This is a genomic window from Streptomyces sp. SS1-1 (assembly GCF_008973465.1).
Taxonomy (GTDB): domain Bacteria; phylum Actinomycetota; class Actinomycetes; order Streptomycetales; family Streptomycetaceae; genus Streptomyces.
Map to the genome: position 1 here is coordinate 7,050,537 of NZ_WBXN01000004.1, position 22,305 is coordinate 7,072,841.

At 75.6% G+C, this 22,305-nt stretch carries 21 protein-coding genes; 15 read left to right on the top strand and 6 right to left on the bottom strand.

The genetic code is table 11. From position 1 onward, the window contains the following. Nucleotides 1-3 precede the first annotated feature (3 nt). The 4 genes from F8R89_RS33620 to F8R89_RS33630 form a co-directional block, all read right to left on the bottom strand. Nucleotides 4-681 carry a HemK2/MTQ2 family protein methyltransferase gene (locus tag F8R89_RS33620; protein ID WP_151787541.1) on the bottom strand — a complete coding sequence of 226 codons (678 nt, stop codon included), beginning with the start codon at nt 679-681 and terminating at the stop codon, nt 4-6. A gap of 11 nt (nt 682-692) precedes the next feature. Further along, nucleotides 693-1,295 carry a flavodoxin family protein gene (locus F8R89_RS33625; protein ID WP_151787542.1) on the bottom strand — a complete coding sequence of 201 codons (603 nt, stop codon included), beginning with the start codon at nt 1,293-1,295 and terminating at the stop codon, nt 693-695. A gap of 49 nt (nt 1,296-1,344) precedes the next feature. Beyond that, nucleotides 1,345-1,521, bottom strand: a complete 177-nt coding sequence (locus F8R89_RS36400) for a hypothetical protein (RefSeq protein WP_192806303.1) — start codon at nt 1,519-1,521, stop codon at nt 1,345-1,347. Nucleotides 1,522-1,616: 95 nt separating this feature from the next. Beyond that, nucleotides 1,617-3,149 (bottom strand): FAD-dependent oxidoreductase, encoded by a 1,533-nt coding sequence (locus tag F8R89_RS33630; RefSeq protein ID WP_151787543.1) that lies wholly within the window; start codon nt 3,147-3,149, stop codon nt 1,617-1,619. Nucleotides 3,150-3,308: 159 nt separating this feature from the next. On the opposite strand from F8R89_RS33630, the gene F8R89_RS33635 reads away from it, so the two are divergent. The 3 genes from F8R89_RS33635 to F8R89_RS33645 all read left to right on the top strand — a co-directional run bounded on the left by F8R89_RS33635 (nt 3,309) and on the right by F8R89_RS33645 (nt 6,874). Further along, entirely contained in the window at nt 3,309-3,782 is a 474-nt protein-coding gene (locus tag F8R89_RS33635) for an SRPBCC family protein (protein WP_062664764.1), read from the top strand. A 117-nt stretch (nt 3,783-3,899) separates the two neighbouring features. Beyond that, the gene (locus F8R89_RS33640; protein WP_151787544.1) at nt 3,900-6,374 is read left to right on the top strand and encodes a molybdopterin oxidoreductase family protein; all 2,475 of its coding nucleotides are present in this window, start codon (nt 3,900-3,902) and stop codon (nt 6,372-6,374) included. Continuing rightward, nucleotides 6,371-6,874 (top strand): hypothetical protein, encoded by a 504-nt coding sequence (locus tag F8R89_RS33645; RefSeq protein ID WP_151787545.1) that lies wholly within the window; start codon nt 6,371-6,373, stop codon nt 6,872-6,874. The genes F8R89_RS33640 and F8R89_RS33645 overlap by 4 nt, the downstream gene beginning before the upstream one ends. 41 nt (nt 6,875-6,915) lie before the next feature. On the opposite strand, the gene F8R89_RS33650 is transcribed toward F8R89_RS33645, so the two are convergent. Continuing rightward, on the bottom strand, nt 6,916-8,178 hold the full coding sequence (locus tag F8R89_RS33650; protein ID WP_413251301.1) for an MFS transporter: 1,263 nt from the start codon (nt 8,176-8,178) through the stop codon (nt 6,916-6,918). A gap of 582 nt (nt 8,179-8,760) precedes the next feature. Here F8R89_RS33650 and F8R89_RS33655 point away from each other — a divergent pair. From F8R89_RS33655 to F8R89_RS33705, 11 genes are all read left to right on the top strand, one after another. After that, nucleotides 8,761-9,747: an NAD-dependent epimerase/dehydratase family protein gene (locus F8R89_RS33655; protein ID WP_151787547.1), complete on the top strand. Its 987-nt coding sequence runs from the start codon at nt 8,761-8,763 to the stop codon at nt 9,745-9,747. Between the two features lie 40 nt (nt 9,748-9,787). Continuing rightward, a complete protein-coding gene (locus F8R89_RS33660; RefSeq protein ID WP_151787548.1) occupies nt 9,788-11,422 on the top strand; it encodes a carbamoyltransferase in 1,635 nt (544 codons plus the stop codon). Continuing rightward, nucleotides 11,419-12,414: a glycosyltransferase family 2 protein gene (locus F8R89_RS33665; RefSeq protein ID WP_151787549.1), complete on the top strand. Its 996-nt coding sequence runs from the start codon at nt 11,419-11,421 to the stop codon at nt 12,412-12,414. Before F8R89_RS33660 ends, F8R89_RS33665 begins: the two co-directional genes overlap by 4 nt. Beyond that, nucleotides 12,411-12,950 (top strand): D-glycero-alpha-D-manno-heptose-1,7-bisphosphate 7-phosphatase, encoded by a 540-nt coding sequence (locus F8R89_RS33670; protein WP_151787550.1) that lies wholly within the window; start codon nt 12,411-12,413, stop codon nt 12,948-12,950. Before F8R89_RS33665 ends, F8R89_RS33670 begins: the two co-directional genes overlap by 4 nt. Beyond that, entirely contained in the window at nt 12,947-13,954 is a 1,008-nt protein-coding gene (locus F8R89_RS33675) for a glycosyltransferase family 9 protein (protein WP_151787551.1), read from the top strand. Before F8R89_RS33670 ends, F8R89_RS33675 begins: the two co-directional genes overlap by 4 nt. Further along, on the top strand, nt 13,951-14,913 hold the full coding sequence (locus F8R89_RS33680; protein WP_151787552.1) for a glycosyltransferase: 963 nt from the start codon (nt 13,951-13,953) through the stop codon (nt 14,911-14,913). Before F8R89_RS33675 ends, F8R89_RS33680 begins: the two co-directional genes overlap by 4 nt. After that, complete coding sequence (locus tag F8R89_RS33685) at nt 14,910-16,145, top strand: glycosyltransferase (RefSeq protein WP_151787553.1); 1,236 nt, start codon at nt 14,910-14,912, stop codon at nt 16,143-16,145. Before F8R89_RS33680 ends, F8R89_RS33685 begins: the two co-directional genes overlap by 4 nt. Then, the gene (locus tag F8R89_RS33690) at nt 16,142-16,777 is read left to right on the top strand and encodes an SIS domain-containing protein (protein WP_151787554.1); all 636 of its coding nucleotides are present in this window, start codon (nt 16,142-16,144) and stop codon (nt 16,775-16,777) included. The genes F8R89_RS33685 and F8R89_RS33690 overlap by 4 nt, the downstream gene beginning before the upstream one ends. Then, nucleotides 16,774-18,189: a D-glycero-beta-D-manno-heptose 1-phosphate adenylyltransferase gene (gene rfaE2 / locus F8R89_RS33695; RefSeq protein ID WP_151787555.1), complete on the top strand. Its 1,416-nt coding sequence runs from the start codon at nt 16,774-16,776 to the stop codon at nt 18,187-18,189. Before F8R89_RS33690 ends, rfaE2 begins: the two co-directional genes overlap by 4 nt. After that, nucleotides 18,186-19,172 (top strand): glycosyltransferase family 9 protein, encoded by a 987-nt coding sequence (locus tag F8R89_RS33700; RefSeq protein ID WP_151787556.1) that lies wholly within the window; start codon nt 18,186-18,188, stop codon nt 19,170-19,172. Before rfaE2 ends, F8R89_RS33700 begins: the two co-directional genes overlap by 4 nt. A 166-nt stretch (nt 19,173-19,338) precedes the next feature. Beyond that, on the top strand, nt 19,339-20,553 hold the full coding sequence (locus F8R89_RS33705) for an ANTAR domain-containing protein (RefSeq protein WP_151787557.1): 1,215 nt from the start codon (nt 19,339-19,341) through the stop codon (nt 20,551-20,553). Nucleotides 20,554-20,577: 24 nt separating this feature from the next. On the opposite strand, the gene F8R89_RS37390 is transcribed toward F8R89_RS33705, so the two are convergent. Continuing rightward, on the bottom strand, nt 20,578-21,231 hold the full coding sequence (locus F8R89_RS37390; protein ID WP_225994571.1) for a DUF6098 family protein: 654 nt from the start codon (nt 21,229-21,231) through the stop codon (nt 20,578-20,580). Between F8R89_RS37390 and F8R89_RS33715 the strand changes: the two genes are divergently transcribed. Then, a complete protein-coding gene (locus F8R89_RS33715) occupies nt 21,230-22,282 on the top strand; it encodes a Ku protein (RefSeq protein WP_151787558.1) in 1,053 nt (350 codons plus the stop codon). The two genes, F8R89_RS37390 and F8R89_RS33715, sit on opposite strands and share 2 nt — an antisense overlap. Nucleotides 22,283-22,305: the final 23 nt, after the last annotated feature.

Genomic DNA, 22,305 nt, shown 5'->3' on the forward strand with positions numbered 1-22,305 from the left:
CGCTCAGACGCGTTCACCGCGGATCACCACCAGTTCCTCCGTCAGGTCCTCGTCCGCCATCCCGCGCTCGCGCAGCCAGTCCACCCGGGAGCGCAGCACCCGGCCGTAGGGCAGCTGGGCCCGCTCGACGACCTGGGCCCGCAGGCCGGCGGCGGTCAGCCGGTCCAGCGTGGCGTCGACGCCGCACAGGTGCGAGTGCACCATCAGCAGCCGTCCCGAGGGGCGCAACAGCGCGGGCGCGTGGTCGCAGATCCGGTCGATCAGCAGCCGGCCGTCGGCCCCGGCGTCCCAGGCGCGGGCCGCGCCCCTGGGGGTCTCGTCGCCGGGGGCGGGGACGTACGGCGGGTTGGAGACGACCAGGTCGAACCGCCGGCCCGGGACCGCCGTCATCAGGTCGCCGCGGCGCAGCCGCAGGGTCTGCCCGTTCTGCCGGGCGTTCCACCAGGCGGCGGCCAGCGCCCGCCGGGAGATGTCCACGGCGGTGACGCGTCCGCCGAGCCGGGCCGCCTCGACGGCCAGCATGCCGCTGCCCGTGCCGAGGTCCAGCACGGCGGTGCCGGCCGTGACCCCTTCGCGGTGCAGGGCGCGGGTCAGCAGCCGGGTGTCGAACTGGGGTCGGTACACGCCCGGCAGGACCCAGCAGCGCAGGGGAGGGTGCGGTGCGAGAGCTTCAGTGGTCATGGACGCGCTCCTCAGCCCGCGGCCTGCAGCGGCCGCTCCGACAGGGCCCGGGCGACACCGTGCAGGTTGTCGGCCATGGCGCGACCGGTGCTGTGCGCCCAGTCGCGTCCCTTCCGCTCGTCCAGATAGTCGGGTCCGGGCCCTGGGCCCAGATGCCAGTACGTCCAGGCCTGGCCCGGGATGGTGAAGCCGATGTCGGCGAGCGCCCCGGAGATCTCGCTGATGACGTGGTGCGCGCCGTCCTCGTTGCCGGTGACCACGACGCCGGCCACCCGGTTGTAGGCCACGGGACTCCCCTGGTCGTCGGTCTCCGACAGCATCGCGTCCATGCGTTCCAGGACCCGCTGCGCCACCGACGACGGACGGCCCAGCCAGGTCGGCGAGGCCATCACCAGGATCTCGGACTCCAGGATCCGCTCGTGCACGCCGGGCCACTCGTCGCCGTCGCCCGCGTCGGTCACGACACCGGGGGCGATCGTCAGGTCGACGGCCCGTACGAAGGACACCTCCACGCCCTGTTCGGTGAGCCGGCTCGCGACCACGGAGGCCAGGGCCTCGGTGTTGGAGGGCTCGGGGGACCTCTTCAGGGTGCAGTTGACGACAAGTGCTTTCACATTCGCTCCGGGGATCGAAGACGGGGTCGGCCACCGGCCGGGGAGGGGGTCAGTCCTCGCCCCGGACGATGTTCCCCTCGGCCCCCGTGCGGGCCGAGGACGGTGTGCTCCTGTCCTCCACGGCGGCGACACAGGTGCGTATCGCTTTCTGTTCCGGGTGCCGGGACTCCAGCCAGCCGGTCCGGGGGACGTGCAGGGTTTCCTTCTTCGCGGTCCGCGCGGTCACGGCGCTTCAACTTCTTCCTTGTCCGGGAAGGACCCGGTCGGGCCCCTCTGAGTGCGCCGACCGGGTGCCCCCGACCCGTGGCCGGGAAACGCCGGTCAGAGATCGCGCCGGGGGAGGGGCCGCACCGCCGGTCCCTGGACGACCGCGCCGTCCGGGGCGAACCGGGAGCCGTGGCAGGGGCACTCCCACGCCTGTTCGGCCCGGTTGAACGCGACGATGCAGCCGAGGTGGGTGCAGCGGGCCGACAGCGCGTGCAACCGGCCCTCCTCGTCCCGGTGGACGGCGCACAGCCCCGCGCCGACCCGTACCACCGCCCCGTCACCGGGCGCGATGTCGTCCGGCGACGGTCCGGACCCGGCCAGCGGGGCGATCCGGTCGCCGACGAAGTGCCGCGCGACCTGTGCCTGGTGGGTGAGGAACCGGCCGCCCTCGCGTACGACCGGCCCCAGCCGGCGCGGGTCGTACAGCCCGCTCCACGCCACCTCGCGGCCGCCGATGAGGTCCGCGAGCAGCCGGCCCGCCATGACGCCGCCGCTCATGCCCCAGCCGCCGAAGCCCGTCGCCACGTACGTGTGCCGGCTGCCGGCGTGGAACGGCCCGACGAGCGGCACGGTGTCCGTCGCGTCGTTGTCCTGGGTGGCCCACCGGTGCGTGAGCGTCACGTCCGGGAAGTGCCGTTCGGTCCAGGCGGCCAGCCGCTCGAAGCGTTCCTCCGCGTCGGTGGTGCCGGGGGTGAAGTGCTCGCCCGTGACGATCAGCAGCCTGCGTCCCTCGCCGAGGGGCGCCGTGCGCACCGACCGCGTGGACCGCTCCGGCGTGATGTACATGTGGCGCGGCGCCCGCTCCTCGGGGATCGGGCCCGCCACGACCAGCTCCCTGCGCGACGACAGCCGGGAGAAGAGCAGGGCGCGGTCGAACACCGGGTAGTGCGTGGCGACGACGACCTTCGAGGCGCGCACCCGCACGCCCGCCTCCGTGGTCAGCACACAGGGCTCGCCCTCGGTCAGGCCGGTCACCCGCGTGTTCTCGTACACCGCGCCGCCGTGCCGCCGCAGGTCCTCCGCGAGCGCCAGCAGGTACTTGCGCGGATGGAACTGCGCCTGCCCGTTCACCCGGACCGCTCCGGCCACCGGGAAGGGCAGGTCGGTCTCCGTGACGAACTCCGCGTCCAGCCCCGCCTCCCGGGCCGCGTCCGCCTCGGCGCGCAGCTCCCCGGCATGCCGCGGGTCCTCGGCGTACGTGTGGGCCGCGGCCTCCTCCCACTCGCAGTCCACGCCCAGCTCCCGCGCGCACTCCTCGACGCGCCGGATCGCCTCGGACTGCGAACGCGCGTACAGCCGGGCCGCCTCCGGGCCGCGCGTGCGGCGCAGCCGGTCGTAGACCAGGGTGTGCAGCGCGGTGAGCTTGGCCGTCGTGTGCCCGGTGACCGAGGCGGCGAGCCGCCCCGCCTCCAGGACGGCCACCTCACGGCCCTGCCGGGCCAGCTCCCAGGCCGTGCTGAGGCCCGCGATCCCGCCGCCGACCACGGCGACGTCCACCTCGAGGTCACCGTCCGGCGGGGGAGCGGGATCGCCGGGCGGCGCGGTCTGCAGCCAGTACGACTCGTGCGGCACTCTCTCAGCGTTCATGGGCGCCGGGTTCCCGGCTGGACGGCACCACACCCCGAACTCGTCCGCCCGCACGATCTTTCAGTTCCCGCGACCCGGGTACCCGCCCCGCGAACACGCACGGCGGGCCGGGTCCGTGACGCGCGGACCGGCCCGCGAGACGAGCGCACAGGAGGATCGATGAGCACGGTCAAGGAGACGGTCGACGTGGAGGTGCCGCTGCGCCGGGCCTACGACCAGTGGACCCAGTTCGAGGACTTCCCGCGCTTCATGGAGGGCGTCGAGGAGGTCCGCCAGCTCGACGAGCGGCACAACCACTGGGTCACGAGCATCGGCGGCGTCAAGCGCGAGTTCGACACCGAGATCGTCGACCAGCTCGCCGACGACCGGATCACCTGGCGGTCCGTGGGGGGCGACACACAGCAGCGCGGCTCGGTCCGCTTCGAGCAGCTGGACGACACGCACACGCGCGTGGAGCTCACCATGGACGTCGAGCCGACCGGCATGGCCGAGAAGGGCGCCGACGCGCTCGGCATGATCGACCGGCGGGTCAAGGGCGACCTGCACCGGTTCAAGGAGTACATCGAGAAGGGCGGCAGCACCGGCGGCTGGCGCGGCCGTATCCGGCCGGAGGACCCGGGCACCGTCCTCTGACGGACGCGCGGGGGAGCACGCCCCGGCCGGCCCGCACGACGGCGGGCCGGCCGGCCGCCCCGTCCTGAGAGAGCGGGCGGACACCGGCCCCGATTCGTGGAAGCGTGGTGACAGGTCATGCGCGCCGAGGTGGACCGGATCGCCGAGCCGTGGGGCGAGCGCACCCCGTACGGCCCCGGCACACCGTGGCCGGTCCGGGTGGACTCGTATCTCGAGCCCGGCGTCACGGACGGCGACGTGGAGGCGTGGGTGCCGACGGCGTCCGTCCTGCACTCCAACGGGGACGCGATGGACGTCGCCGTCGCCGGCGGGCGGATCGTCGGGGTGCGCGGCAGCGCCCGGGACCGGGTGAACCACGGCAGGCTGGGGCCGAAGGACCTCTTCGGCTGGCAGGCCAACCGGTCGCGGGACCGGCTGACCACGCCGCTCGTCCGCCGCGACGGGCGCTTGGAGCCCTGCGACTGGGACACCGCGCTGGGCACGATCGTCGACCGGAGCAAGGACCTGGTGGAGACGTACGGGCCCGGCTCGATCGGCTTCTACACCAGCGGCCAGCTGTTCCTGGAGGAGTACTACACGCTCGCCGTGATCGCGCGGGCCGGGATCGGCACGAACCACATCGACGGCAACACGCGGCTGTGCACGGCGACGGCCGCCGAGGCGCTGAAGGAGACCTTCGGCTGCGACGGCCAGCCCGCCTCGTACGCGGACGTCGACCACGCCGACGTGATCGCGCTGTTCGGGCACAACATGGCCGAGACCCAGCCGGTGCTGTGGATGCGGGTCCTCGACCGGCTGGCCGGCGACGAACCGCCCCGCCTGGTCTGCGTCGACCCGCGCCCCACCCGGGTCGCCCGGCACGCCGCCGTCCACCTCGCGCCCCGCGCGGGCACCAACGTGGCCCTGCTGAACGCGCTGCTGCACGAGATCATCCGGATGGACCGGATCGACCGTGCCTTCGTCGACGCGCACACCGTCGGCTTCGACGAACTCGCCGCACGCGTCGCCGACTGCACCCCGCGGTGGGCGGCCGGCATCTGCGACGTCCCGGCCGCGGCCGTCACCGAGGCCGCCGAGGTGCTCGGGGACGCGCGGCGGCTGCTGTCCACCGTGCTCCAGGGCGTCTACCAGTCCCATCAGGCCACCGCCGCCGCCGTCCAGGTCAACAACCTGCAGCTGATCCGCGGCATGCTGGGCCGCCCCGGCTGCGGGGTGCTCCAGATGAACGGCCAGCCCAGCGCGCAGAACACCCGCGAGTGCGGCGCCGACGGCGACCTGCCCGGCTTCCGGAACTGGGAGAACGACGCCCATGTGGCGGACCTCGCCCGGGTCTGGAACGTGGAGCCCACCGACATCCCGAGCCACACGGCACCCACCCCGGCGATGCAGATCTTCCGCTACGCCGAGCAGGGGTCGATCCGGATGCTGTGGATCTCCGGCACCAACCCGGCCGTCTCCCTTCCCGAACTGGAACGCGTGCGCGGCATCCTGCGCCGCGACGGGCTCTTCACCGTCGTCCAGGACCTCTACCTCACCGAGACCGCACGGTTCGCGGACGTCGTCCTGCCCGCCGCGACCTGGGCCGAGAAGACCGGCACGTTCACCAACGCCGACCGGACCGTCCACCTCTCGGAACGCGCCGTCGAGCCGCCGGGCGACGCCCGCCCCGACCTGGACATCTGGCTGGAGTACGCCCGCTGGATGGACTTCCGCGACAAGGACGGCCGCCCGCTCGTCGGCTGGCACGACCCGGAGTCGGCGTTCGAGGCGTGGCAGGAGTGCAGCCGGGGCCGGCCCTGCGACTACACCGGGCTGACCTACGACCGGCTGCGCGCCACCGGAGGCATCCAGTGGCCCTGCACCGACGAGAAGCCCGAGGGCACGGATCGCCTCTACACGGACGGCGTCAGCTGGGCCGCCCCCGACGCCTGCGAGACCTACGGCAGGGACCTGGTCACCGGCGCCTCGGTGTCCGAGACCGAGTACCGGGCGCTCAACCCGCACGGCAGGGCCGTCCTGAAGGCCGCCGAGTACCTGCCCCTCCACGAAGCGACGAATGACGAGTACCCCTTGCAGCTGACCACGGGCCGCACCCTGTACCACTTCCACACCCGCACCAAGACCGGCCGCAGCCCCCAGTTGCGGGCCGCCGCTCCCGACGTCTGGGTGGAGATCTCCGCCGCCGAGGCGCGGCGGCACCAGGTCGCCGAGGGTGATCTGGTCGAGGTCACCAGCCCCCGCGGCTCGGTGCGCGGCCGGCTGCGCGTCACCGGGATCCGTGACGGCATGGTGTTCCTGCCGTTCCACTACGGCTACTGGGACACCCCGGGCGGTGCCGGCCCCGGCGAGGACGGCGGCCGGGCCGCCAACGAGACCACCGTCACGGACTGGGACCCGGTGTCCAAGCAGCCCCTCTTCAAGACGGCGGCCGCCCGCCTCACCCTCATCGAACGCGGCGACGGCGCGGTGTCGCCCGCCCCGACGACGACGGCCTCCGCGCCGGTCGATCCGGCCGCCGCCCCGCCGACGACGGGCGGCCCGGCCGCGCTGGCCCGGCAGAGCACCGGAGAGCCGGGAGGTGAGCGGTCGTGAGCGCCGTACCGGTCGTCCTGCGGGCCCTGTACGAGGGCGAACGCACGATGGAACGCAAACTGCTGGAGACGGCCGCGCGCGACGCCGCCGAGCACGAGGTGCACCACGTGGCGGTCGACCTGGCCCGCTGGTCCCACGAACACGCCGAACGCCTCGCCGAGGCCGCCGAGCCGTACGGCCTGCGCCTGCCCCGCTCCGCCGAGGACCCGCCCGCGACGGACGACCGCGGCGAACGCGCGGCCCGCGCCCTGGACGACCCGCGCCCCGGCCTCTCCCTCCTGAACGACCTGCGCGAACTCCACCTGGCCGCGACCGGCAACTCCCTGGACTGGGAGATGCTCGCCCAGGCGGCGCAGGCCGAGAAGGACACGCCCCTGCTCGACCTGGCCACGGCCTGCCATCCGCAGACGCTGCGGCAGATGCGCTGGACGAACACGATGATCAAGACCCTGTCGCCCCAGCTGCTGTCCAGGGCGGGCACACCGTCCCCCGACGCCTGATCCCGACACCGGCGTCCCGCGGTCGCGCCGGGCGCACACCGTCAGGCCACCGCCTCCAGGGCCGGGTGGGCCGGCGTGTCCAGGTCCTTGGCCGGGACCGGCACCGGCGCCGGGGTGCGACGGGTGCGGAGCAGGAGGCCCGCGCCGATCGTGGTCGTGATGAGGAGGCCGCCGATCACGAGGGCGCCCCGGGCGCCGACCGTTTCCATCAGGAGGCCGAGGGCCGGAGGGCCGCCGAGGCCCCAGGCCGTGCCGATGCTGCTCCACACGCCCAGCACACGGCCCCGCAGGTGCGGGGGCGGATCCGTCTGGAGCACTGCCGTGCCCGCCGTGTCGGACACGGACTCCACGACCGCCATCGGCAGGACCAGCACCAGCAGCACCGCCAGGGACGGGGACAGGCCGGCCGCCACCTGCAGCAGGCCGCCCGCCGCCGCCAGCGTGCCCACGATCCGCACGGACGGCCGCCGCAGCCGCGCGCCGAGGACGGCGCCCACGATGCCGCCGACCGCCAGCACCGTGGAGACGGTGCCGAAGGAGCCCGCGCCGCCCGCGAGGGGCCCGGTGACGAGCACCGCGAGGGTGAGGCCGTAGTTCCGGCCGAAGATCGCGCTGATGCCCGTGACCGCGGCGAGCGCCACGAGACGGGGGCGGCGCGCGAAGAAGCGCAGCCCCTCCCGCACGCTCAGGTCGGGACCCGCGCCGGACGGCTCGCGCGTGCGCGCCGCTTCGGCGTGGGCGGAGTGCCGGACCGCGCCGGGCGCCGGACGCAGGAACGGGATGACCGCCGTCACGAACAGGAACGACAGCCCGTTGGCGGCGTACGCGGCCGCCGTGCCGAGGAAGCCGACGGTCACCCCGGCGAGGGCGGTGCCGGCCAGCCGGCCCGCGTTGTGCACCAGGGCGCCCACGCCGATGGCGGACGGCACGTCCTCCACCGGCACCAGGTCGTTGCCGAGCAGCGCGCACGCGGGGCCGTCGACGGTGGCGACGATGCCGGTGACGGCGGCCAGCACCATCAGGGACGTCATGTCGAGCAGGTCCAGCGCCACCAGCGTCGCCGTGGTGAACGCGATCGCGCCCAGCAGCGCCTGGCTGACGGCGGCGGTCAGCTTCAGCGGCCAGCGGTCCACGGCGGTGCCGCCCAGCAGGCTCATGAAGAGGGCCGGAGCGGCCTGCACCGACATCGACAGCCCGGTGGCGGCGGCGGAACCCGTGATCTGCAGGACGAGCAGGTTCTGCACCGTGAGCTGCATCCAGGTGCCGGCGTTCGACGCGAAGTTCGCCACGGACCACCAGCGCATGCCGCGGTGGCGCAGGGACCGCCACGGGGAGCGGGACGGGGCGGCGGAAGTGTCCGGCGCGGAGGAGGCCGGAACGGGGGTGAAGGACACAGGCGTACCCGGAGACCAAGAGACGGGGGGACCGGGGAACCGGAGAGTCACCGGGCTGCGCTGCGCGGAGGGTTCCACCGAGTCGTCACGGCGCGGACCATCGTGGCAGACCGGGCGCCGCGGTCGATGACGCCGGCTCGTCCCGGCCCCCGCGGAACCCCGCAACTGGGCGCGGCCGGACGAAACTTCACGGGGCAGTGGGGTTGCTCACAACCACCCTCAAGCGGGCAAAACGGGAGAAGTATGAATCAAGGTGTGAAAGCTACCCTCTCGGGAACCCAGGACCAGTGCGGCGTCCGGAACGAGGCGACCCACCCCCCACGGCGGTGCCGTGCGCATACGGCCCGCGACGACCGATCACTCTCCCCACGAGAGACCGGCGAAGGCTCTCCGGCAGCCCGCCGACCCCGCCGAACCCTTTCTTGAGCCACGCCCGCGTGTGCGGAGGCGGGTCCGTCCCCTCCCACCCGCGTGTGGACGAAGGGAACCCCTATGCCTGCTGTCTCGACGCGCACCTGGCACCGCGCCCTGGTGACCGGTGGCGCCGGCTTCCTCGGCAGCCACCTCTGCGACCGCCTGCTGGATTCGGGCGTCGAAGTCGACTGCGCCGACAACCTGTGCTCCGGGACCCGCGAGAACGTCGCCCACCTGGACGGACGCCCCGGTTTCCGGTTCGTCGACTGCGACGTCAGCTCCCCCGACGCGCCCGCGCTGCTGCCCGGCCCCTACGACCTCGTCCTGCACTTCGCGTGCCCGGCGTCCCCGGCCGACTACCTGCGGCTGCCGCTGGAGACCCTGGACGTCGGCAGCCTCGGCACCCGCAACATGCTGGCCGTCGCCGAACGTGACGGGGCGCGCCTCCTGCTCGCCTCCACGTCCGAGGTGTACGGCGACCCGCTGACCCACCCGCAGCGCGAGGACTACTGGGGCAACGTGAACCCGGTCGGCCCGCGCAGCGTCTACGACGAGTCCAAGCGGTTCGCCGAGGCCCTGGTCACCGCCCATGTGCGGACCCGGGACGCCGACGCCGGCATCGTCCGGATGTTCAACACCTACGGGCCGCGCATGCGCGCGCACGACGGCCGGGCCGTCCCCACCTTCGTCAGCCAGGCCCTCGCCGGCGAACCGCTCACCGTCGCCGGCGACGGCCGGCAGACCCGGTCCCTGTGCTACGTCGACGACACCGTCGACGGGGTGCTGCTGGTCGCGGGAAGCCACTCCGTGCGGCCCGTCAACATCGGCGGCAGCGACGAGGTCACCGTCGGCGAGATCGCCCGGCGCATCGTCGAGCTCACCGGATCGTCCTCCCGCATCGTGTACGTCGACCGTCCCACCGACGACCCGCAGCGGCGCCGCCCCGACACCGGTCTGGCCCGCGAGCTGCTCGGCTGGACGCCCCGCGTGCCCTGGGCGGAGGGCATCAAGCAGACCATCGCCTACTTCGCGGCGGCGCAGCCCGCGCCCGAACCGGCCGCGTAGGCGCCCCCCTGCCCTTCCCGTCAGCCGTACGGAGGCACGCATGCGCGTTCTGGGAATCAACGCCCTCTTCCACGACCCCGCCGCCGCCCTGGTCATGGACGGCAGGATCGTGGCGGCGGCCGAGGAGGAACGCTTCAGCCGGCGCAAGCACGGCAAACGGCCCGTCCCCTTCTCCGCCTGGGAACTCCCCGAGCTGTCCGCCCGGTGGTGCCTGCAGGAGGCCGGACTGACCCCCGCCGAACTCGACGCGGTCGCCTACTCCTACGACCCCGAGCTGGCCCGCCCCGCCGACCAACTGGGACTGCACGACCCCTGGGACCAACTGCGCCAGGAATACGCCCGCCAGGCCCCCGGCTTCCTCGCCGAGGCCCTGCCCGGCCTGGACCCCGGCAAGGTCCGCTTCGTTCCCCACCACGTCGCCCACGCGGCCTCCGCCGGCCAGGCCGGCCCCTGGCCCGACAGCGCCGTCCTCGTCCTCGACGGACGCGGCGAGTGCGGCTCCCACCTCGCCGGCCGTTACGCGAACCGTGAACTCACCGTGTTCGGCTCGCAGGCGCTGCCCGACTCGATGGGCCTGTTCTACGAGGACCTCACCCAGCACCTCGGGTTCCTGCGCAGCAGCGACGAGTTCAAGGTGATGGCCCTCGCCTCCTACGGCACCCCCCGCTTCCTCGACCGCCTCCGGCCGTACGTGCACGCCGAGGCCGACGGCGGCTTCCGCGCCCGGCCCGTCCCCTGGGCGGCCCTCGTCCCGCCGCGCCCCGCCGGCGCCGGCTGGACCCAGGACCACGCCGACCTCGCCGCCAGCGCCCAGGCCTGCCTGGAGGAGGTCCTGCTGGGCCTCGCCCGGTGGCTGCACGACCGTACGGGCGAGGACGTGCTGACCCTCGCCGGCGGCGTCGCGCTGAACTGCGTCGCCAACACCCGGCTGTACCGCGAGACGCCGTTCCGGCACGTCTGGGTGCAGCCCGCCGCCGGGGACGCCGGCACCGCGCTCGGCGCCGCCCTGCACGTCGCCCACCAGAAGGAGGCCGTCGAGGCCATGCCGACGGCCGCGCTCGGCCGGGGCTGGAGCGACGACGAACTGCGCGCCTGGCTGGAGCGCGCCGCCGTCCCCTACGAGGAGCCCGGCGACATCGCCGAGACCGTGGCCGCCGAACTCGCCGCAGACGGCGTCGTCGCCTGGTTCCAGGGCCGCAGCGAGTACGGGCCCCGCGCCCTCGGGCACCGCTCCCTGCTCGCCCACCCCGGCCGCGCCGAGAACCTGGAACGCCTCAACGCCGTGAAGGGCCGCGAGGAGTTCCGCCCCGTCGCCCCCATGGTCCTCGCCGAACGCGCCGCCGAACTCTTCGACGGACCGCTGCCCAGCCCGTACATGCTGTTCGTGCACGACGTCGCCGAGGAGTGGCGCGGCCGTATCCCGGCCGTCGTCCACGTGGACGGCACCGCCCGCATCCAGACCGTCGACCGCGCCGACGAGCCGCTCATGGCCCGCGTGATCGACGGGTTCGAGCGCCGCACCGGGCTGCCCGTCGTCGTCAACACCAGCCTGAACACCGCCGGGCGGCCCATGGTCGACGACCCGCGCGACGCCCTGGAGTGCTTCGGTTCGGCCCCCGTCGACCTGCTCGCGCTCGGCCCGTTCGCGGTCCGGCGCGGAAAGGTGTTCGCATGACGGCTGCACCCGCCTACAGCGTCGTCGTCCCGACGATCGGCCGGCCCTGCCTCGCCGACTGCCTGCGGGCGCTGGCCGCCGCCGACGGGCACCCGCCCCAGGAGATCGTCGTGGTCGACGACCGCCCGGACGCCGGCGGCCCCCTGCCGCTGGCGGCGGCCGGCCCGCTGCGCGGGCGGTTGCGCACCCTGCGCACCGGCGGGCGCGGCCCCGCCGCCGCCCGCAACGCCGGCTGGCGCACCGTCCTCACCCCCTGGACCGTCTTCCTCGACGACGACGTCCAGGTGCTGCCCGACTGGTCCCGCCGTCTCGCCGACGACCTCGCGGTCGCCGGGCCCTCCACCGGCGGCGTCCAGGGCCGGCTGCGGGTCCCCCTCCCCGAGGACCGCAGGCCCACCGACTGGGAGCGCGGCACGGCCGGCCTGGAGGGGGCCGCCTGGGCCACCGCCGACATGGCGTACCGCACGGCCGCGCTGATGGACGTCCAGGGCTTCGACGAGCGGTTCGGCCGGGCGTTCCGCGAGGACGCGGACCTGGCCCTGCGCGTCGAGGAGGCCGGCTGGTCCCTGCACCGGGGCCAGCGCGTCACCCGGCACCCCGTCCGCCCCGCCGACCGCTGGGTCTCCGTGCGCGCCCAGCGCGGCAACGCCGACGACGCCCTGATGACCCGGCTGCACGGCCCCGACTGGTGGCGGCGCGCCCGGGCCCCCCGGGGCCGCCTGCCCCGCCACGCCTTCGTCACGTCGATGGCGCTCACCGCCCCCGTGCTCGCCCTCGCCGGCCGCCGCCGCGCCGCCGCCACGGCCGCCGCGCTGTGGGCGCTCGGCACCGGCGAGTTCGCCCTGGCCCGCATCCTGCCCGGCCCCCGCACCCCGCGCGAGATCACCACCATGGCGGTCACCAGCGTCGTCATCCCCCCGCTCGCGATCCGGCACTGGCTCGACGGCGTCGTCCGGCACCGCGGGGCCCTGTCCCTGAGGAGCGCCCCATGACCGCGGCCGCCGTCGCCGCCGTCCTCTTCGACCGGGACGGCACCCTCATCGAGGACGTCCCCTACAACGGCGACCCGGGCCGGGTCCGCCCGCTGCCCGCCGCCCGCCCGGCCCTGGACCTGCTGCGCGCCCGCGGCATCCCCACCGGCGTGGTCAGCAACCAGTCCGGCGTCGGCCGCGGACTGCTCACCAGGGACGACGTCCACCGGGTCAACGACCGCGTGGACGCCCTCCTCGGCGGCCTGGACACCTGGGTGTACTGCCCGCACGCCCCCGAGGCCGGCTGCCCCTGCCGCAAGCCCCGCCCGGGCCTCGTCGTCGAGGCGGCCCGGCGCCTGGGCGTGCCCCCCGAGCGCTGCGTGGTGATCGGCGACATCGGCGCCGACGTCGAGGCGGCCCGCGCCGCCGGCGCACGGGCGGTGCTCGTACCCACCGCCGTCACCCTGCCCGCCGAGATCGCGTCGGCCCCCGCCACCGCGCCCGACCTGCTCACCGCGGTCCGCCGGCTCCTCGCACCGGGGGAGGAGCGACGATGAGAGCCCTGGTCGTACGCCTCGACAGCTTCGGCGACGTGCTACTGGCCGGACCCGCGATCCGGGCCGTGGCGGCGGGCGCCTCCCACGTCACCCTGCTCTGCGGCCCCCGCGGCGAACCCGCCGCCCGTCTGCTGCCGCACGTCGACGACGTCCTCGTGTGGGACGCCCCCTGGGAGGGCTTCGACCCGCCGTCCGTCGCGGACGCCGACATCGACGGCCTGCTGCGCCGCCTGCGGGACGCCGCCTTCGACACGGCCCTCGTCCTCACCTCCTTCCACCAGAGCCCCCTGCCCACCGCCCTGCTGCTGCGCCTCGCCGGCGTCCCCCGCATCGGCGCCGACAGCGTCGACCACCCCGGCCGGCTGCTCGACGCCCGGCACCGGCGGCGCCCCGGCCGGCACGAGGCCGAGGCCGCCCTGGACACCGCCGCCGCCCTGGGCTTCCCCCTGCCCGCCGAGGACGACGGACGGCTCCGCGTGCTGCCGCCGCCCGACACCATCGCCCTGACCGGCAACGGCCCGTACGTCGTGGTGCACCCCGGCGCCAGCGCCCCCGCCCGCACCTGGAGCGCCGGCCGCTGCGCCGAGGCCGTCGCCGCGCTCGCCGACGCCGGCCACCGGGTCGTCGTCACCGGCGGCCCCGGCGAGACCGGCCTGACCCAGGCCGTCGCCGGCGGCACGGCCGTCGACCTCGGCGGCCGGACCGACCCGCGCACCCTCTCCGGCGTCCTGCGCACCGCCGACGCCGTCGTGTGCGGCAACACCGGGCCCGCCCATCTGGCCGCGGCCGTCGGCACCCCCGTGGTGTCGCTGTTCGCGCCGGTCGTCCCGGCCGACCGCTGGGCGCCGTACGGAGTGCCCTGCGTGCTCCTCGGCGACCAGCGGGCGCCCTGCGCCGGCACCCGGGCCCTGACCTGTCCCGTACCCGGTCACCCGTGCCTCGACGAGGTCACGGCCGACGACGTGGTGGCCGCGGTGCACAAACTCCTCGCGGAGACGACATGAACGTACTCGTGTGGCATGTGCACGGCTCCTGGCTGACCACCTTCGTCCAGGGCCCCGCCACCTGCCTGGTGCCCGTCACCCCCGACCGCGGACCCGACGGCCTCGGCCGCGCGAGGACCTGGCAGTGGCCGCGGCGGGTGCGGGAGGTCACCCCCGAGGAGCTGCGCGACGCCGACATCGACCTCATGGTGCTGCAACGGCCGCACGAGCTCGACCTCGCCGAACACTGGACCGGCCGGCGCCCCGGCGCCGACGTGCCCGCCGTGTACGTCGAGCACAACAGCCCGCACGAGACGCCCGTCGGCACCCGGCACCCCCTGGCCGACCGGACCGACATCACCGTCGTGCACGTCACCCACTTCAACCGGCTGATGTGGGACAACGGACGCGCCCCCACCACCGTCGTCGAGCACGGCATCATCGACCCCGGCCCGCTGTGGACCGGCGAGGAGCCGCGCGCCGCCGTCGTCGTCAACGAGCCCGTCCGGCGCGGCCGGACCACCGGCACGGACCTGCTGCCCGGCTTCGCGCACGCCGCCCCGCTCGACGTGTTCGGCATGCGCACCGAAGGACTCGCCGGCCACCTCGGCCTGCCGCCCGCCCTGCTCCGCAGCCGCGACCTGCCGCAGAGCGAACTGCACCCGGCGATGGCGCGGTGCCGCGCCTATCTGCACCCCGTGCGCTGGACCTCGCTCGGACTGTCCCTGCTGGAGGCGATGTTCCTCGGCATGCCCGTCGTCGCCCTGGACACCACCGAGGTCCGCGAAGCCGTACCGGAGGGCGCCGGCGTGGTCTCCAACCGGCTCGACGTCCTGCACGACGCGCTGCGGCGGTTCCTCGCGGACCCCGACGACGCCCGCGCGACGGGGGAGGCGGCCCGGGCCGCGGTACGGGCCCGCTACTCGGAACGACGGTTCCTGGACGACTGGGAGCGCCTGATCAAGGAGGTCACCCGATGACTACGAGGCACCCCTCGGCCGGCCGTGTCGCCATGGTCTCCGAGCACGCCAGCCCGCTGGCCGCGCTCGGCGGCCCCGACGCGGGCGGACAGAACGTGTACGTGGCGCAGCTCGCCGCGCGCCTCGTCCGGCGCGGGCACGACGTCACCGTGTACACGCGGCGGGACGACCCCCGGCCGCCGGACCGCGTCACCACACCCGACGGATACCAGGTCGTCCACGTCCCCGCCGGACCCGCGGCCCCCGTCCCCAAGGACGAACTCCCGCCCTACATACCGGAGTTCGGTGCCTTCCTGGCCCGCGAGTGGGCGACGGCCCCGCCCGACGTGGTGCACGCCCACTTCTGGATGTCCGGCTGGGCGGCCCTGTCCGGCGCCTACGGGCTCGGCGTGCCCGTCGTGCAGACCTACCACGCCCTCGGCACCGTCAAGCGGCGCCACCAGGGCGCCGCCGACACCAGCCCCCGCGACCGGATCGCCATCGAGACCGTCATCGGCCGCGAGTGCGCCCGCATCATCGCGACCTGCGAGGACGAGGTGTGCGAACTGGAGGCCATGGGGCTGCCCCGGCGGAAGATCTCCGTCGTCCCGTGCGGCGTTGACCCCGACCGGTTCACCCCGCGCGCCGACGCCCGCCGCCCGGCCTCCGCGCCCCGCCGGCTGCTCGCCGTGGGACGGCTCGTGCCCCGCAAGGGCTTCGACCGCGCGATCCGCGCCCTCGCGGACGTCCCCGGTGCCGAACTCCTCATCGCCGGAGGCCCCGAACAGGCCCTCCTGCTCGCCGAACCCGAGGCCGAACGGCTGCGCGCCCTCGCCGAGGAGCACGGCGTCGCCGGCCGGGTCACCCTGCTCGGCGCGATCGGCCGCGACGCCATGCCCGCCCTGCTGTCCAGCGCCGACCTCGTGCTCTCCCTGCCCCGCTACGAGCCGTTCGGCATCGTCCCCGTCGAGGCCATGGCCTGCCGCGCCCCCGTCCTCGCCACCGCCGTCGGCGGACAACTCGACACCGTCGTCGACGGCATGACCGGTGAACTCGTCCCCGCCGACGACGACTACGACATCAGCGCCGCCGTCCGCCGCCTGCTCGCCGACCCCGACCGGCTCGCCCGGTACGGCGCCCAGGGCCGCCGCCGCGTCCTGTCCCGGTACACCTGGGACCGCGTGGCCGACGGCGTCACCCGCGCCTACAGCGCGGTCTCCTCCGTCCCCTCGCTCTCGGGAGCCCTGCGATGAAACTCGCCTCCGACGTCACCCACTGCGACGACCTGATGCGGGCGCTCACCGGATTCCGCGGCTACGCGGGCCCGCTGCTGAGGCGCTGGGGAACCTCGCTGGCCACCACCCTCGACGGCGGAGCCCGGCTCCTCGTCGCCGGGAACGGCGGCAGCGCCGCCCAGGCCCAGCACCTCAGCGCCGAACTCGTCGGCCGCTACCGGGACGACCGCCCCCCGTTCTCCGCCGTCGCCCTGCACGCCGACACCTCCGCGACGACCGCCATCGCCAACGACTACGGCGTCCAGGAGATCTTCGCCCGGCAGGTCGCCGCCCACGGCCGGGCCGGAGACGTCCTGATGCTGCTGTCCACCAGCGGCGCCAGCGCCAACCTGCTCGTCGCCGCCGACCAGGCGCACCGGACCGGCATGCCCGTCTGGGCGCTCACCGGCCCGGCGCCCAACCCGCTCGCGAGCACCGCCGACGACGCCCTGTGCATCGACGCGGCGACCTCCGCCACCGTCCAGGAACTGCACCTCGTCGCCGTCCACATGCTCTGCGAGGCGTTCGACGAGGCGGTGGAGCGCCGGGCGGCGGCCCGGCGGCGCCAGGCCGAACAGCGCTGGGCCCTGCTCACCGAGGAGGGCGCATGACGGCCCCCGCCCCGCTCCTCGTCGTCGGCGACGCCCTCCTCGACCACGACGTCCACGGCCGCGTCGACCGTCTCGCGCCCGACGCCCCCGTCCCCGTCGTCAGCGGGCCCCGGCGCACCTCCCGGCCGGGCGGCGCCGCGCTCGCCGCCTTCCTCGCCGCCGCCGACGGCCGCCCGGTCACCCTCGTCACCGCACTCGGCGACGACCCCGCCAGCGACACCCTCCGCGCCCTCCTCGACGGCCGGGCCCGCCTGGTCGAACTCACGCTCACCGGCGAGCTGTCCAGCAAGACCCGCGTCCTCGTGGACGGCCGGCCCCTGCTGCGCCTCGACGACGGCGACGGCCGCGCGCGGCAGGCCACCGAGGCGGCCCGGCGGGCGATCGCCGAGGCGGGCGCCGTCCTCGTCGCCGACTACGGCCGCGACACCGCCGCCGTCCTGCGCGACGACCTCGCCGCCGCGGCGGCCAGGGTCCCGCTCACCTGGGACCCCCACCCGCGCGGCGGCTCACCCGTACCCGGCGTCCGCCTCGCCACCCCCTCGGCCGCCGAGGCACACGCCCTCGCCCACCGGGCCGCCCCCGCCGACGCCGGACAGGAACCGGACCACGACCTGCACAGCGCCGCCCAGGACGCCGACCGGCTCGTCCACGCCTGGCGTGCCGCGTCCGTCGCCGTCACGCTCGGCGGCCGCGGCGCCCTGCTCTCGCACGGCGGCACCCCGCTGCTGGTGCCCTCGCCCGTCACCGCCGACGGCGACGCCTGCGGGGCCGGCGACCGGTTCGCGGCCACCGCCGCCGGCTGCCTCGCCGACGGCGACCTCGTCGAGACGGCCGTACGGCAGGCCGTGCACGCCGCCACCCGCTACGTCGCCGAGGGCGGGGTGCGCTCCGACGCCGTCGGCACCGCCCCCGCCGGACCCCGGCCCGCCGTCCACGAGCCCACCGGGGACGCGCTGCGCACGGCCGCCCGGGTGCGGGCCGCGGGCGGCACCGTCGTCGCCGCGGGCGGCTGCTTCGACCTGCTCCACGCCGGCCATGTGGCCCTGCTGCAGGCCGCCCGGCGCACCGGCGACTGCCTCGTCGTCTGCGTCAACTCCGACGCCTCGGTACGCCGCCGCAAGGGCTCGGGCCGGCCCCTCGTCCCGGAGGCCGACCGGATCCGCGTCCTGCGCGCCCTGGAGTGCGTCGACGCCGTCGCCGTCTTCGACGAGGACACCCCGGAACGCCTCCTCGCCGCACTGCGCCCGCACATCTGGGCCAAGGGCGGCGACTACGCCATGACCCGTCTGCCGGAAGCGGCCCTCGTGGAGAGCTGGGGCGGCCAGGTCGTCCTCTTCCCCTACCTGGACGGCCGCTCCACCACCGGCATCGCCGAGCGGGCGGCCCTCACCCCGGGCCGGGCCGGGCGATGACCGGCCACCGGCGTCGCGTGCTGGTCCTGCGGGCGCTGGGCCTGGGCGACCTCCTGGCCGGCGTCCCGGCACTGCGGGGGCTGCGGCGCGCCTTCCCCGGGGACCACCTCGTCCTCGCGCTGCCCCCCGCCCTCCGGGAGGCCGCCCTCGCCACCGGCGCCGTCGACGCCGTCCTGCCCGCCGAGGCACCCGGCCGCGGCGTCCCCGACCTGACCCACTGGACGGGGCCCCCGCCCGACCTCGCCGTGGACCTGCACGGCAACGGACCCGCGAGCCGCGACGCCCTGGCCGCGCTGCGCCCGCGCACCCTCCTCGCCTACGCGGACGGCACACCCGACTGGCGGGCCGACGAGCACGAGCGGCGGCGCTGGTGCCGTCTCCTCGCCGCCCACGGCGTCCCCGCCGACCCGGACGACCTGCGGCTCCCGCCGCCCGCGGCCCCGTCGCCGGCGCCCGGCGCCGTCGTCGTCCACCCCGGTGCGGAGTCCGCCGCCCGCCGCTGGCCGGCCGGACGGTACGCCGCCGTCGTACGGCATCTGTGCGCGGCGGGCCATCGCGTCGTGCTGACCGGCGGGCCCCGCGAGGACGCCCTCGTCACGGACGTCGCCGAACGCGCCGGGCTGCCGCCGTGGGACCTGCTGCCCGGCGGGCTGCCCTTCGCCCGGCTCTCGGCCCTCGTCGCCCACGCGACGCTCCTGATCAGCGGCGACACCGGCCTCGCCCACCTGGCGGTGGCCCACGGCACCCCGTCCGTGACCCTGTTCGGACCGGTCCCGCCCCATCTGTGGGGGCCACCGCCGCTGCGCCGGCACATCGCGCTGTACGCGCCGGGACCGCCCGGTGACCCGCACGGTGACACCCCCGACCCCTGCCTGCTGCGCACCACCGTCGACGAGGTCGTCGTCGCGGCCCGCTCCCTGCTGCCCGCCCCGCCCCCGACCCGCGCGGCGGAACCGGCGACCGGCACCCGCACCCGCCCCTGACCGGCCGCTCCGACGCGCCGGGCCCCGGCGCGGGCCCCCCGCCGGAGTTCTCTCCTTGCCCTCATGGCGCAGCCGAGTGAGGGTGGAGGTGCGGTCGGGCGGCGGCCACACCGGCGCCCCTCCCGTCCGACGCACCCGGCCGACAGGAGCGGAAGAGCGAGGCACGATGACAAGTCGTTCCCCCCTCACGGTGGTGCCGGCCACCGACCGTGTCACGGTGGTGTGCCTGACCGGCACACTGGACGCGGACGGCTGCGCCCGGCTGGCCCCGGAACTCACGCGGCACCTGGACAGCGCCGCCCGCCGGGGACACCGGCTGGTGCTCGACATGACAGCCGTCCCCACGGTCGACGAGACCGCCCGCCGCGCCCTCCGGGACCAGACCGCGCACCTCGCGGGCTCCCCCGTCCTCGTGGTGGCGACACCGGAGGTCCGCAAGGAACTGGAGCAGGACGACCTCCCCGGCCTCCGCCCCCACGGCACGCTCGTCGAGGCGCTCACCTCCCTGCCCCCCGCCCCCGCCGGGCCCGTACGGCCGCCCCGGAGCGGAAACCCGCCCGCCGCCGAGGCGGACCACCTGCGCCGCGAGATCTTCGGGCTCCGCGCCAAGGCCCGCACCAGCGGCCTCATCGGCATCGCGCAGGGCATGCTCATCGCCCGCTACGGCCTGCCCGGCCCCGACGCCGCGTTCGCGCTGCTGCGCGAGGGCTCCCAGCAGTGCAACGTGCCCCTGCGGGTCCTCGCGTCCGCCGTCGTCACCGCACCCCCGCCGCAGACCGACACCCGCTGGTTCGTCGGACGCGGCACCCACCCCCCGCCCCCCGACACCGCGTTCCTGCGCTCGTACACCGGTGACGTCACCGACCGGCGGCAGATCATCTCCGCCGCCCTGGACACGGCGATCGCCGTGTCCGAGGCCGACGCGGGCGAGGCGCACCTCACCGACGCGGCCCAGGACCACGCGCTGTTCCTCGAAGGGCATCGCGGACTCGGCGCCGACTACTGGGACGAGGTCGCCCTCGTCACCGGCGCGCCGGTGGTGTGCGCCGTCGCCCAGGAACGCCGCGAGCCCGTCGCCGTGCCCGACGTCGCCGCCGACGACGCCCTCGCGGCCCACCCGGCCGGTCGGGCCCTGCTGGCCGCGGGCAGCAGGGCCGTGTACAGCGTGCCGCTGATCACCCCCGAGGGGCACTGCACCGGAACCCTGACGCTGCACAGGAACGAACCGGGCATCTGGCCGGGCGCCACCCGGCGCGCGGAACTCGCGCGCCTGGCGGCGGACGTCGCGGCCTGGCGCTCGTGGTACCGCCGCACCGTCGTCCTGGACGCCCTGGAACACCTCCACCAGAACCGGCCGGGCCAGGGCGCCGGGAACAGCTGACGGCGACCGGGCGGGAAGCGGGGCTCAGGGCCCCGACCAGCCGCTCTCCCACTCCGCCCGGCGCCGCGGATCGTCCGACGGGTCGTCGTCCTCGTCGGAACGGTCGCCCTCCGCCTGCGACGGGGTCGTACGGGCCACCTCCTCGGCCGTGTCCTGCGTGCCGTCCTGCTCGCGGTCGCCTTCGGCCTGCGACGGGGTCGATCCGCTCACGCCGATCCAGCCCAGCGGCCGTACGTCCGTGGCGAGCGGCTCGTTGTCTGGGCCGCGGGCCGCCTCCCGGGCCGCCAGGACCCACGGCCGGGTGCGGGAGTCCCTGAGGCCGGGCAGGCGCGAGTAGTCGTACAGGCGCCGGGCGACCCGGACCCGGACCGGCCGGCCCTCCCACCACTCCTCGACGTCCAGCCGGTTCGCGGACAGCCCGGGCAGCGCCGGACCGGTGAGGTCGTCCCGGCGCGACATCGCCGCCATGTCCGTCCCGGGCCCCGGCGACCAGCGCACATACAGCCCCCGGCGGGCGGCGACCAGCCCGGCCGGCTCGCGAGGTTCACCCCTCCCGGCGCGTGCGGACCGCCGCGTTCCTCCGGTCGGCCCCCGGCCGGGGCGGCTCGCCGCGCGCGTCCGCCGCCGGGATGCCAGCGTGGAGGGCGGCAGCCGACGACGACGGAGCGGAACGGTCATGGCACGGGCGATCTGGACAGGCGTGATCACGTTCGGACTGGTCAGCGTGCCGGTCGGTCTGTACACCGCCACCCAGGACCACACGATCCACTTCCACCAGCTCCAGCGCGGCACCTCCGACCGCATCCGCAACCGCCGGGTGAACGAACGCACCGGCGAGGAGGTGTCCCCCGACGACATCGTCAAGGGCTTCGAGGTCGCCGACGGCGAGTACGTCGTCGTCGAACCGGAGGAACTGGACGCCATCGCGCCGGGCCGCAGCCGCGCCATCGAGATCTCCGACTTCGTCGACCTGGACGAGATCGAGCCGGTGTACTTCGCCCGCCCCTACTACCTCGCCCCGCGCGGCGAGGAGAACCTCAAGGTGTACGAACTCCTGCGCGCCGCCCTGGAGAAGGCCAACCGGGTCGGGGTCGCCACCTTCGTGATGCGGGGCAAGCAGTACCTCACCGCGCTGCGCGCCGAGGAGAAGGTGCTGATGCTCCAGACCCTGCACTGGGCGGACGAGGTCCGCGACCCCACCCGCGAGCTGCCGCGGCTGCCGGAGCGGCGGGCCGGCAGCGGCAAGGAACTCGACATGGCGCTCCAGCTCGTCGACGCCCTGAGCGGCCCGTGGGAGCCGTCCCGCTACCACGACACGTACGAGGAGAAGGTGCGCGAACTCGTCCGGGCCAAGGCGGAGGGACAGGAGATCACCCCGGCCGAGGAACCGCCGGCCGCCACCAACGTCGTCGACCTCATGGAGGTCCTCCAGGGCAGCATCGACCGCGCCCGCTCCGGCCGCGAGAAGAAGGGCGGGGAGCGGGACGGCGCGCGCGGCGGCGCCCGGCGCGCCAGGAAGTCCCCGCCCAAGTCCGCGGCCAAGCCGAAGGGTTCGGCGCGCAGGACCTCCGACGCCCCGAAGAAGAGCGAACTGCGCGACCTCAGCAAGGCCGAGCTGTACGAACGGGCCACCGAGCGGGAGATCCCCGGCCGGTCCCGGATGAGCCGGCAGGAACTGATCGACGCCCTCGCCGGAGGCGGCCGCCGGCGCAAGAAGGCCGCGGCCTGACCCCGGCCCCCGCACCGGCTGGG

Bases quoted from the DNA above. Each gene is read 5' to 3' on its own strand.
- F8R89_RS33640 (WP_151787544.1), top strand. From the start codon at position 3,900: ATGCGCGCCGAGGTGGACCGGATCGCCGAGCCGTGGGGCGAGCGCACC.
- F8R89_RS33620 (WP_151787541.1), bottom strand. From the start codon at position 681: ATGACCACTGAAGCTCTCGCACCGCACCCTCCCCTGCGCTGCTGGGTC.
- F8R89_RS33660 (WP_151787548.1), top strand. From the start codon at position 9,788: ATGCGCGTTCTGGGAATCAACGCCCTCTTCCACGACCCCGCCGCCGCC.
- F8R89_RS33675 (WP_151787551.1), top strand. From the start codon at position 12,947: ATGAGAGCCCTGGTCGTACGCCTCGACAGCTTCGGCGACGTGCTACTG.
- F8R89_RS33705 (WP_151787557.1), top strand. From the start codon at position 19,339: ATGACAAGTCGTTCCCCCCTCACGGTGGTGCCGGCCACCGACCGTGTC.
- F8R89_RS33650 (WP_413251301.1), bottom strand. From the start codon at position 8,178: ATGCGCTGGTGGTCCGTGGCGAACTTCGCGTCGAACGCCGGCACCTGG.
- F8R89_RS33635 (WP_062664764.1), top strand. From the start codon at position 3,309: ATGAGCACGGTCAAGGAGACGGTCGACGTGGAGGTGCCGCTGCGCCGG.
- F8R89_RS33680 (WP_151787552.1), top strand. From the start codon at position 13,951: ATGAACGTACTCGTGTGGCATGTGCACGGCTCCTGGCTGACCACCTTC.
- F8R89_RS33665 (WP_151787549.1), top strand. From the start codon at position 11,419: ATGACGGCTGCACCCGCCTACAGCGTCGTCGTCCCGACGATCGGCCGG.
- F8R89_RS37390 (WP_225994571.1), bottom strand. From the start codon at position 21,231: ATGACCGTTCCGCTCCGTCGTCGTCGGCTGCCGCCCTCCACGCTGGCA.
- F8R89_RS33715 (WP_151787558.1), top strand. From the start codon at position 21,230: ATGGCACGGGCGATCTGGACAGGCGTGATCACGTTCGGACTGGTCAGC.
- F8R89_RS33655 (WP_151787547.1), top strand. From the start codon at position 8,761: ATGCCTGCTGTCTCGACGCGCACCTGGCACCGCGCCCTGGTGACCGGT.
- rfaE2 (WP_151787555.1), top strand. From the start codon at position 16,774: ATGACGGCCCCCGCCCCGCTCCTCGTCGTCGGCGACGCCCTCCTCGAC.
- F8R89_RS33690 (WP_151787554.1), top strand. From the start codon at position 16,142: ATGAAACTCGCCTCCGACGTCACCCACTGCGACGACCTGATGCGGGCG.
- F8R89_RS33700 (WP_151787556.1), top strand. From the start codon at position 18,186: ATGACCGGCCACCGGCGTCGCGTGCTGGTCCTGCGGGCGCTGGGCCTG.
- F8R89_RS33685 (WP_151787553.1), top strand. From the start codon at position 14,910: ATGACTACGAGGCACCCCTCGGCCGGCCGTGTCGCCATGGTCTCCGAG.
- F8R89_RS33670 (WP_151787550.1), top strand. From the start codon at position 12,411: ATGACCGCGGCCGCCGTCGCCGCCGTCCTCTTCGACCGGGACGGCACC.
- F8R89_RS33630 (WP_151787543.1), bottom strand. From the start codon at position 3,149: ATGAACGCTGAGAGAGTGCCGCACGAGTCGTACTGGCTGCAGACCGCG.